Here is an 11,494-nt window from a genome sequence, read left to right on the forward strand (position 1 = left end):
GGAATAAAGGTATGAATGGCGCTGGCGGTACATCGGGCGGTATTGGTCAATTTTTTATTGGCTTGATTATGATGTGTGGAGGATTTTATTTACTCTTTAACGCCATATCGGTGTCATCGAGTTTTGGTTTTGGTTCTAGATTGTATGGCTTTTCTGCGTTAGGTTCAGGCTTTGGTGTGACTGGGGGCATGATTATGATCCCATTTATGTTTGGTGTTGGCCTCATCTTTTTTAATAGTAAAAACATCATCGGTTGGTTATTAACAATAGGCTCACTCGTTGCACTCATTTTTGGCGTTATTTCATCGATTCGCTTTAGTTTCAACGCAATGACAGCCTTTGAATTGATGACGATACTGGTGTTAGCAATTGGTGGACTTGGGTTATTCCTTAGGTCATTAAAAGCCATAGATAAAAAGTATCCTGACTCGAAATAGGTAATTTTGTAAGCTGCGTGATCTTTTACGATATTGAGCCGTACAAGTTAGTGATAGTATTAGCTATTATATGGTTTAACTAAGATAGAGCGGCGGATAGAAAATGAGTCAAAAGTACGGCGTATTGTTGGTGAACTTAGGGACGCCAGACGAGCCAACATCGGCCGGAGTAAAGCGTTTTTTGGGTGAATTCTTGCACGATAAACGTGTGGTTGATATGACACGCTGGCTTTGGTGCCCAATTTTACATGGTGTTATTTTACCTATCCGTGCACCCAAAGTGGCGAAATTGTACCAATCTGTTTGGATGGATGATGGATCACCATTAATGGTGTACTCCAAACGTCAGCAGCAGCTATTACAAACGCAGCTTGATGTTCCCGTCGAGCTCGGTATGACCTATGGCTCACCGAGTATTCAAGATGGTTTAGCTGAGCTTAAAGGGCAGGGCTGTGACAAGGTGTTGGTGCTACCGCTTTATCCGCAATATTCGCAAACAACCACCGCAGCAGTATTTGATAAGCTGGCTAAGTCGATTAAAGCATGGCCAGAAATTCCTGAATTACGCTTTGTTAACCATTATTTTGATCACCCAGATTACATTTCTGCCCTTGCACAATCGGCAACTGATTTTTGGACTGAGCATGGTCAGCCGGATTATTTATTGTGTTCATACCATGGCATTCCAAAGCGCTATGTTGATAACGGCGATCCATACTCGGCACACTGCAATCAAACCACGGCATTATTGGCTGATAAGTTAGATCTACCGCGTGAAAAAATGAGCATGAGTTATCAATCTATTTTTGGGCGTGAAGAGTGGTTGCAACCTTATACAGACAAGACCATTGAAGCTTTAGCAAAAAAAGGCGTCAAACGTTTAGACGTTATGTGTCCTGCTTTTTCTGTTGATTGTTTAGAAACGTTAGAAGAAATTGCAGAAGAGTGCAAAGCGCTATTTATTGAAGCTGGTGGCGAAACGTTCAATCTTATTCCATGCTTGAATGATAACTCAGCACACATCACTATGATGACTCACCTTATTGAGCAACATACGCGAGGTTGGTACTCAGAAAACTGATACTCTAAGTTGTTGATCATCCGAATTTTCGTATTGTTTTGATTGTGATGGTTAACGACGCCTAACATATTCAGGCGTATAAAATGGCATTATTGTGTTACAGGAAAAGGATCGGCCTCTCAAAAAGAATGATCGGCTTTCTTTTATGTTCACGATAATGTGATAGAATTCGCAAAAAGTTCACTAGACAGATAGCTCATTCAGATGAAATTTCCAGGCCAACGTAAATCGAAGCATTACTTTCCAGTGCATGCTCGTGATCCACTTCTGAGTCAAACTAAGCAAGAAAAACGTCTAACTCGTACCCATGTTGTTGGTATCGATCAAACTTTGGTTGATATTGAAGCATGTGTAGATGATGCTTTTCTTGAACGTTATGAGCTAAGCAAAGGTCATTCTTTAGTGATCTCTGATGAAAAAGCAGAAGCTTTATATCAAGAACTAAAAGAACAGAACTTAATTAGCCATGAGTTTGCCGGCGGTACCATTGGTAACACGCTACACAACTATTCAGTATTGGCTGATGATAAATCGGTACTGCTAGGTGTAATGAGTAAAGATATTGAAGTAGGTAGCTACGCATATCGTTACTTGTGTAATACATCAAGCCGTATGGATATGAATTACTTACAGCCTGTACATGGCCCTATTGGTCGTTGCTTTGCGTTAATTTCGGCAGAAGGTGAGCGTACCTTTGCGATTAATGAAGGCCACATGAACCAACTAAGCCCTGATAGCATTCCTGAATCTGTATTCAAAAATGCATCTGCACTTGTATTAACAGCATATCTTGTTCGTTGTAAAGATGGCGACCCAATGCCAGCGGCAACAATGCGAGCAATTGATTATGCGAAAAAATACGATGTGCCAGTGGTATTAACGCTGGGTACTAAGTTCGTTATTCAAGATGATCCACAATGGTGGCGTGATTTCCTACGTGATCACGTGACGGTTGTAGCAATGAATGAAGATGAAGCAGAAGCACTAACTGGTGAATCTGATCCATTGGTTGCAGCAGACCAAACGCTAGAGTGGGTAGATCTGGTTTTATGTACTGCTGGCCCTATTGGTTTATACACAGCAGGTTACACGGAAGACAGTGCTAAGCGCACAACAAGCTTGCCATTGTTACCTGGTGAAATCGCAGAGTTTAACCGCTACGAATTTAGTCGTCCTATGTTGAAAGATGCTTGTGAAGAGCCGATCAAGGCGTACTCTCACATCTCACCATACATGGGTGGCCCTGAGCGCATTAAGAATACCAATGGTGCGGGTGATGGCGCCTTGTCTGCATTACTGCATGATATGTCAGCAAACCGTTACCATAAAGAGAACGTCCCGAATTCAAGTAAGCACCAGCATAGCTTCTTGACTTATTCATCGTTCTCTCAAGTTTGTCTGTACTCTAACCGTGTTAGTTATGAAGTACTTGCGCAGCACTCACCACGTTTATCTCGTGGTTTGCCAGAGCGTGAAGACAGCCTAGAAGAAGCATACTGGGAACGTTAATCACTCGCTGATAACGATGACCAATAAAAAAACCAGCATTTATGCTGGTTTTTTTGATCGTGGCGATAACTCAGCAGCCAATCTTTTTAAGGCACATTATGGCCATTTGATGCAACCCAAATACGGAACCATTGTTGGCGAGTCAATGTAATATCAGCACTGCGTAGTGCTTGGCGAACACGTTCAATTTTACCACTACCAATGATAGGTAACGGATTTGATGGTAATGCTAGTATCCATGCATACACAATTTGGTCGATACCGTCAGCCCCTACTTGAGCGGCAATGCTTTCAAGTTCTGCCCGTAAGCGCTTAGATTTTTCATCTTGCCCACTGAACAAACTACCGCCACCAAGGCATGACCATGCCATAGGGGCAATGCGGTGTTGCTGCATTTGGTCTAATGAACCATCGTGAAGGGTCGTCATGTTTACAGGGGAAATTTCTAGTTGGTTAGTTGCTAACGGGTAATCTAGACGTGACTGTAATAAATCAAATTGGCTGGTAGTGAAGTTCGATACCCCTACATGTTTTACTTTGCCATCTTGTTTTAATAGGTTAAATGCTTCAGCTATATCATCCACATTCATTAATGGATCGGGGCGGTGTACCAGCAATAAATCAAGGTGATCAGTTCGTAGGTTTTTTAGTGATTGCTCAGCCTGCGCGACAATATAGTCTGTAGTGGTGTTGTAGTGTGGAAGGGTTACATCATTTGATGGCGAACTTGGTAAGCGAATACCACATTTACTCACTAGCTCGATGCTATCGCGTAAACTTGGTTCGAGCTTTAATGCCTCCCCAAAAGCTGATTCACACTCATAGTTGCCATAGATGTCGGCATGATCGCAGGTTGTGATGCCTAACTCTAGGTGCTGCTTTAGGAAGGTTAGACGCTCTTGTGGTGTCATGTTCCAATCCATTAAACGCCAATAACCCGCAATGAATTGAGAAAATTCAGGGCCGTTTGCTTCTGTCTTGATTCGTTTCATGTCGTGTTTATCTACTAGTTGTAATTGATGAAAAATTTTAACTTTCCTAGCCAATTGAATAAGTATTAACTAGACGTGATAATTATTTAATACGTGAAATTACTTAGTATTTGGCTGAATATGTAAAGCTTATTGCAGTCAGACTAGGGGATAACATGAAAGGGTTCTGTGGGCTGGTTAGCGTTTTTATAAAAAACGAGGTAAATTTACAACATAAATTCTCAGTCTTTGTGCGTTAAGTTGCAATCAAGTGGCAGTCGTAATAACGAAAAAACGCAACCCGAGGGCTGCGCTTGATCACTAGGAATTGTGGGGGAAATAGGAATACTATTTTTTGTATGCTTCGTTGTGGATTGCTGCCACTGCACGGCCTGAAGGGTCCGCACTGTTTTTAAAACTTTCATCCCACTCAATGGCTTTAGCGCTTGAACAAGCAATTGATGGACCACCCGGTACACATTTCGCCGCGCTTTCTAACGGGAATAACTCTTCAAATATTTCACGGTATACATACGCTTCTTTAGTCATTGGTGTGTTGTACGGGAAGCGGAATTTCGCAGTTTCGAGTTGCTGATCAGATATTTTTGCTTCTGCTACATCACGCAGCGAGTCAATCCAGCTATAGCCCACGCCATCTGAGAATTGCTCTTTCTGACGCCATGCGACTGATTCTGGTAGGTAATCTTCAAAACATTCGCGAAGAATGTGTTTTTCCATCTTACCGTTACCGCACATTTTGTCTTGTGGGTTAACACGCATTGCTACTTCCAAGAATTCTTTATCAAGGAATGGTACACGCGCTTCAATCCCCCATGCCGCCATTGATTTGTTGGCGCGAGCACAGTCAAACATATTCAGAGCGAGTAGTTTACGTACTGTCTCTTCATGGAACTCTTGTGCGTTGGGTGCTTTGTGGAAGTACAGGTAGCCACCAAAGACTTCATCTGCACCTTCGCCAGAAAGTACCATTTTGATACCCATAGCGCGGATTTTACGCGACATAAGGAACATAGGGGTAGATGCACGAATGGTGGTTACATCGTAGGTTTCAATGTGGTAAATCACATCACGGATAGCGTCTAAGCCTTCCTGTACGGTGTAGGTTAACTCATGGTGTACTGTTCCGATGGCGTCAGCGACTACTTTTGCTGCTTTTAAATCAGGCGCATCTTCAAGACCAATTGCGAAGGAGTGTAAGGTTGGCCACCAAGCTTGTGATTGTTCATCATCTTCAATTCGTTTAGCCGCGAATTTTTTCGTAATTGCTGAGATAACAGATGAGTCTAGGCCACCAGAAAGTAATACGCCATAAGGTACATCTGTCATTAGTTGGCGTTTAACTGCACTTTCAAGTGCATCCTTCAGTGCGACTTTATCGGTTTTTGCATCAGCGACAGCATCAAACTCCATCCAATCACGTTTGTAATAGCGTACTGGCTCTCCTTGCTTGCTCCATAGGAAGTGACCCGGAGGGAATTCACTAATCGTTTTACAAACCGGTACTAACGCTTTCATTTCAGATGCAATGTAATAGTTACCGTGTTCATCATGGCCGTGATAAAGCGGGATAATACCAATATGATCTCGGCCGATTAGGTAAGCGTCTTCTTGCTCATCGTAAAGAATAAAACCAAAAATACCGTTTAGATAATCCAGTAGTTCTGGGCCTTTTTCTTTGTATAGCGCCAGAATGATTTCACAGTCAGATTCAGTTTGAAAAGGGTAGTCGGGTGCAAATTCAGCACGCAATTCTTTGTGGTTATAGATTTCACCGTTAACCGCTAACGCATGTGTTTTTTCTTGGTTATAAAGTGGTTGTTCGCCGCTGTTTAAGTCGACAATTGCCAAGCGCTCGTGCACTAAAATTGCTTTGTCAGATGCATAAATACCAGACCAATCTGGTCCACGATGGCGCATTTTTTTAGACATTTCTAATGCCGTTGTACGTAATGCGCTTGCATCACCTTTAATGTCTAAGATACCAAATACTGAACACATACTTCCACTCCAACCTAAACTATTGCAATTCTTGATAATTTCTTCGGGTTGCCTTATTTGGCTAATGGCTCAGTACCAAATTTAACGGATACGTCACTTTTCCCTTACTTGTTTTTTAAAATTGCGTATTCAGTAACTAAATGCAATGAAAAACTCTAGATCAATTAAAGAAAAACACCCTGACTGAATAATATTCATTTATTTTGCTTTTAAGTGAATTATATCTATATCGAGTGTTTTTTTGAGCAAAAAAAACGGTTGCCGAAGCAACCGTGTGAAAATATGCATTATTCGAACATAGAGTCTATGTGCGTTGCTTAAGATCGATATCAAGCTCTTCGTATACATGGCGAGCAAAACCGCGGCCTGCTTCGTGATAAATATTGAAGGCTGCGTCAATGCCTAAATTTTCTAATTCTTCCATCTCATCGGCATATTTTGCAATAGCAGCAACTTTTCCTTTGTAGTTCAGCGTATTGATTTGCTCCATCGCAAAACTGTTAGCGTGGCTGTTTGGCATGGCAAGTAAGACTAACGAGATCTGATGGCTGCCGATCACCCGCGCCCAAAAGTCAGGGTCAGTGGCATCGCCATGTAAAACGTTGCGACCCACAAGAAGGTGATCATCAACTGACTCCTCTCGTGTTTCAATGCCAATGACTTTATTACCATAACGTTCTACTAATTCGTCATAAGCACCACTACCGATACGGCCCATACCTAAAATGAGTACCCTTGCTTGGCCAAAATCAATCAGCTTATCGCTTGGGTTAAGTAGATCTGCATCATATTCTTTAAGCCATTTTGAAGTATCGTTATACAGTTTATGGCCAATGCTGTTGAGTGGGGCTGCTATCAAAAACGAGATAGAGACGGTCATCGCAATCGCGACCAAGAAGCTACCTGGTAGCCAGCCTAATTTATAAGCTAAACCACTCACAATTAAGCCAAATTCACTGTAGTTGAATAGGGTTAATGTACCAAGTAACGATGTGCGTACACGGTAACGGAATAGGTGGAAAATGAGGTAATACAGAATCCCTTTGATGGGTAGTAAGAGCAATAAGATGACAGCCATAATTGCGCCATCTAAAGTTGGGGCTTCCGATAAACCAATATTAAGGAAGAAGCATACGAGGAGCAGCTCTTTCAGATTGAAGAGTGATTTGGACATCTCCGAAGCTTTCGGATGCGCCGCAAGCATCATACCTAGAATCAGCGCGCCAAGGTCTGCTTTTAAGCCAACAAGTTCAAAGAGTCCAGCACCTGCTACTAACGCCAAGAAGATTGAATACAGCACCAGCATTTCACCGTGCCCTGCTTTGTCCAAAATACGAAACATAAGAGGACGCAAGAAAGGGAGTGCAAATAGCCCTAGCGCAGTGATTTCAGGGATCTTACCCGTTGATATAGTTAAGAACAGCACGGCGAAGATATCCTGCATAACCAGAATACCAATGGCTAAGGTGCCGTAGGTTGCATTCAACTCACCTTTATCTTGCAGGGCTTTAATCGCAAAAACGGTACTTGAAAAAGAAAGCGAAAAACCAAGAAGTGCTAGATGGGCAAGGCTCAAATCAGCGAGCATGCCTAAACCGAGTTGTTTTAAACCGAGCAAGGCGAGGGTAAATAACCCGGTTGATAGTAGGTTATGGAGTGTTGCGCCGCCCCAAATTTCTTTGGTAAGCAGGGTTTTAACATCTAACTTTAAGCCGATAGTAAAGAGAAGTAGGGTAACACCAAGATCAGCCAGCATGGAGAGAGTGTCAGTGCTTTGCACTCCCATGCTGCTTAGCCCAAATCCAGCGACAAGGAAGCCGACGAGAGGAGGGAGTTTGCATTGCATTGCAATAAAACCAGCAATGAAGGCGGTGATAATAAAAACGAGTTCCATGGTGGGGGTGATGCTCCTTCTCTCTTGAACGCAAAATATTGCACGAGAATATAACACAAGGGCCATACGTCTGGTGACGTATGGCCCTTAAATAACTGTTACAAATTAAGAGTCTTAGTGTAGCGATGTGGTTAAGGTTGGTTTTATAAACGTTAACCACTCTACTTGTTGCTACTCTTAATCTTCCAGTAGACGTTGCAATAACACACCATTTAACATTGCGCGTTTAATCATTGAAAAAGCGCCAATGGTAGGGTGCGAAACAAGCTCTGATGGCACTATCGGCAAGTCTTTATGGAAAGTTGATAGTGATTGCGTTTCAATGCAGCGACGGATAGCGGGTAAGACCACATCTTTAGCTTGAGTAATATTCCCGGCTAAGACAATTTTTTGTGGGTTAAATAAGTTAATGGTCATCGCGAGTGCTTTACCCAGCTGATTTCCGACCTTAATTAACGCTTGGCTAGCAAGCTCGTCGCCTTTATTGGCAGCTTCACAAATCGCGAGCATGGTGATGTCTTCAAGCTCTTGTAAGCTGCTTGAATAACCCTGGTCGAGTAGTTTTTGTACTTGGGCAATAACAGCAGGATCAGATGCGACTGTTTCAAGGCAACCAAAGTTACCACATTGGCATTTGTCACCGAGTGGGTCGATTTGAATATGACCAATCTCACCTACATTACGATTAAAACCAAGAAAGACTTGGCCATTAACAATAATACCTGCGCCAGTACCGTGATGGACACTAACTAAGATTGAGTCTTTACAGTCACGACTTGCACCAAAATAGTGTTCAGCCAGTGCGAGTCCGCGAATATCATTACCGACAAAACAAGAAACACCAAAGGTTTCAGTGATGATACCTGCGAGTGGGAATTTATCGACTTCAATGTTAGGCATATATTCAATAATGCCTTTTTCAGGGTCGATAAGGCCCGGAAGTGTGATACCAAACGCGACTAATTCCTTCATAACAGCTTCATTATCAGCAATAAACTGATGAATGTGCTTCATTAAGCCTGAAAGTAGCGCATCTTGGGTTTCGTAATGGAATTGTGTCGCCATACCTGCGATATATTTACCGCTTAAGTCGTATAGCGTTAACTCAATTAAATCACGCCCTAGTCGGATAGCAATTGAGTGAAAAGCAGCTGACTCCGTTGTCAGCGAAATAGCACGTCGACCACCTGTCGATGCTTGTTGCGCGACCTCTTTTATAAGGCCACGCTCAAGTAACTGGCGGGTAATTTTAGTAACACTTGCGGGAGCAAGTTGACTTACGTCTGCAACCTGAATCCGTGAAATAGGGCCTTGTAAGTCGATCAGTCTATATACAGCAGCGCTGTTCAGCTGCTTTACTAGATCTACATTACCAATTTGTCCGCCTGTCATAGTTTAGTTCTGCTCGTATTCACCGTTAACAACAGTCGCCCGAACATTGAATTGACGATCAAAAATAGTCAGGTTAGCAACCATGCCTTTTTTGATGGCACCCAGTTTGTTATCCACACCAATAGCGCGTGCAGGATACAGAGTAGCCATACGAATCGCTTCGTCCAGGGCGATACCTGCATGCTCGACACTATTTGCTACTGCTTCAATCATTGTCAGTGCCGAGCCGCCAAGTGTGCCATTTTCATCAACACACTTGCCATCACGATAATATACTTTCTTACCGACAAAAATAAAGTGATCCATGTCTGCTCCTGCAGGTGCAGTTGCATCGGTGACCAGTACGAGCTTCTCACCTTTCATGCGATGCGCCATACGGATGTTGGCATAATCAACATGGAAACCATCAGCAATAATACCCGTATAGACTTCAGGTGTATCGTAAATGGCACCTACCATCCCTGGTTCACGGCCAGCGATAGGGGTCATTGCATTGAATAGGTGAGTGGCAAAAGTAATGCCAGATGCAAAGCCTCGGCGTGCTTCAACATACGTAGCATTGGTGTGGCCCGCTGAAACAACAATACCAGCTTCAACTAATTGCTCGATGTGCTCGTGCGAATTTTGTTCAGGGGCAAGAGTTACTTTCGTTACGACATCTGCGTTATCACAGATAGTTTGGATCATGTCATCATCAGAACGACGAATATGATCAACACTGTGAATGCCTTTCTTCATAACGTTTAGGTATGGACCTTCAAGGTGCAAGCCTAAAGAATGGTTATTGTATTTGCTCTGGTATTCACGTTCTGCAGCAATAGCGGCTTTCATGTCTGCATCTGATGAGGTGATCAGTGTTGGCAAAAAGCTAGTACAACCTGATTTCAGGTTCGCAAGGTGCATGGTATGAATAGTATCTGCGTTGATTTCATCGTTAAGCATTACGCCACCACAACCATTCAGTTGTAGATCGATAAAACCTGGCGTGAGTTCAGCGCCATCTAAATCAAGGGTTTTGATATCTTGAGGAAGTTCGGTAACAGGGCATACGGCATGAATGTTCACGCCGTCAATGATGACGGCGTGGTTATTCAGCACATCGCTACCGGTAAAAATGCGGCAATTGGTAAGCGCGTACATGAACAGTTCCTTATTAAAGGTTTTTGATATTTTCAGCTTCAAGTTCTTGGAAGTAGTTTACTGTCTTCACTTTTAGCTCTTGTGTTGCAGCTTCATCACAAACAATCAGTGATTTAGGGTGAAGTTGCAGTGCTGATACTGTCCACAAGTGATTTACAGAGCCTTCAACAGCAGCTTGTAGTGCTTGTGCTTTGTTGTGGCCTGTAACCAGAATCATGATTTCAGCTGAATCAAGTAGTGTACCTACACCAATCGTTAGTGCGTATTTAGGCACTTGCTCGATATCGCCATCGAAGAAACGAGAGTTAGCAATACGAGTATCTTGGGTCAATGTTTTGATGCGAGTACGAGAAGAAAGTGACGATGCTGGCTCGTTAAAAGCAATGTGACCGTCGTTACCCACGCCACCCATGAATAGGTTGATGCGTCCGTAAGACTTAATTTTGTCTTCGTAACGTTGGCATTCGGCTTCGTGGTTGTCTGTATTACCGTTAAGAAGATTGATATTTTCTTCTTGAATATCAATGTGATTGAAGAAGTTACCATACATAAAGCTACGGTATGATTCAGGGTGATCCGCTGAAATGCCAATGTATTCATCCATGTTGAAGGTAACAACATGCTTGAAACTTACTTCGCCGGCTTCATAAAGTTCAATTAAACGCTTGTAAGTGGTTAATGGCGTGCCACCAGTTGGCAGACCAAGAACAAATGGACGCTCCGCAGTTGGCTGAAATTTGTTAATAGAATCAGCGATATGGCGTGCTGACCACAAACCTACATCTTTAGCGTTATTAAGCGGGATTAGTCTCACAGTGACACCTCATTCAAGATTGATAATACGGTAAAAATATTAACGGCTTCTTGCCTTTGTTTCGAATGATAAAATAAGTTTTATGATCGAGCTAGCAAAATCGCCTAGATCTTGTCTCTGCAGGTGATAAAGATCACAAATGATGACCTTTTAATTTGCGGGGCGAAATTAATTTCTTAAACTGCAAAGGACTAAATCGGATAGCAAAATAAGTTATCTAAATTACATCTAAGAAAC

Annotated in this window: 9 protein-coding genes; 3 read left to right on the forward strand and 6 right to left on the reverse strand. The window is 42.6% G+C overall.

Annotated features, from left to right (window positions below):
* The first annotated feature begins 11 nt into the window (after positions 1-11).
* The 3 genes from OCU87_RS04830 to OCU87_RS04840 all read left to right on the forward strand — a co-directional run bounded on the left by OCU87_RS04830 (position 12) and on the right by OCU87_RS04840 (position 3,027).
* Entirely contained in the window at positions 12-437 is a 426-nt protein-coding gene (locus OCU87_RS04830; RefSeq protein WP_062689868.1) for a hypothetical protein, read from the forward strand.
* Positions 438-540: 103 nt separating this feature from the next.
* The gene (gene hemH, locus OCU87_RS04835) at positions 541-1,518 is read left to right on the forward strand and encodes a ferrochelatase (protein ID WP_062689870.1); all 978 of its coding nucleotides are present in this window, start codon (positions 541-543) and stop codon (positions 1,516-1,518) included.
* A 204-nt stretch (positions 1,519-1,722) separates the two neighbouring features.
* Positions 1,723-3,027 (forward strand): inosine/guanosine kinase, encoded by a 1,305-nt coding sequence (locus OCU87_RS04840; RefSeq protein ID WP_062689872.1) that lies wholly within the window; start codon positions 1,723-1,725, stop codon positions 3,025-3,027.
* Positions 3,028-3,113: 86 nt separating this feature from the next.
* On the opposite strand, the gene OCU87_RS04845 is transcribed toward OCU87_RS04840, so the two are convergent.
* The 6 genes from OCU87_RS04845 to nagB all read right to left on the reverse strand — a co-directional run bounded on the left by OCU87_RS04845 (position 3,114) and on the right by nagB (position 11,257).
* Positions 3,114-4,019 (reverse strand): aldo/keto reductase, encoded by a 906-nt coding sequence (locus OCU87_RS04845; RefSeq protein ID WP_062689874.1) that lies wholly within the window; start codon positions 4,017-4,019, stop codon positions 3,114-3,116.
* A gap of 327 nt (positions 4,020-4,346) precedes the next feature.
* Positions 4,347-6,017, reverse strand: coding sequence for an asparagine synthase B (asnB, locus tag OCU87_RS04850; RefSeq protein WP_094958466.1), 1,671 nt, complete (start codon positions 6,015-6,017; stop codon positions 4,347-4,349).
* Between the two features lie 304 nt (positions 6,018-6,321).
* The gene (locus OCU87_RS04855; protein WP_062689876.1) at positions 6,322-7,911 is read right to left on the reverse strand and encodes a cation:proton antiporter family protein; all 1,590 of its coding nucleotides are present in this window, start codon (positions 7,909-7,911) and stop codon (positions 6,322-6,324) included.
* 177 nt (positions 7,912-8,088) lie between these two features.
* On the reverse strand, positions 8,089-9,303 hold the full coding sequence (gene nagC / locus OCU87_RS04860) for a DNA-binding transcriptional regulator NagC (RefSeq protein ID WP_062689878.1): 1,215 nt from the start codon (positions 9,301-9,303) through the stop codon (positions 8,089-8,091).
* Between the two features lie 3 nt (positions 9,304-9,306).
* Entirely contained in the window at positions 9,307-10,443 is a 1,137-nt protein-coding gene (gene nagA, locus OCU87_RS04865) for an N-acetylglucosamine-6-phosphate deacetylase (RefSeq protein ID WP_094956958.1), read from the reverse strand.
* Positions 10,444-10,456: 13 nt separating this feature from the next.
* The gene (gene nagB, locus OCU87_RS04870; protein ID WP_094956957.1) at positions 10,457-11,257 is read right to left on the reverse strand and encodes a glucosamine-6-phosphate deaminase; all 801 of its coding nucleotides are present in this window, start codon (positions 11,255-11,257) and stop codon (positions 10,457-10,459) included.
* Positions 11,258-11,494 lie beyond the last annotated feature (237 nt).

It is taken from the genome of Photobacterium sanguinicancri, assembly GCF_024346675.1.
Classification (GTDB): domain Bacteria; phylum Pseudomonadota; class Gammaproteobacteria; order Enterobacterales; family Vibrionaceae; genus Photobacterium; species Photobacterium sanguinicancri.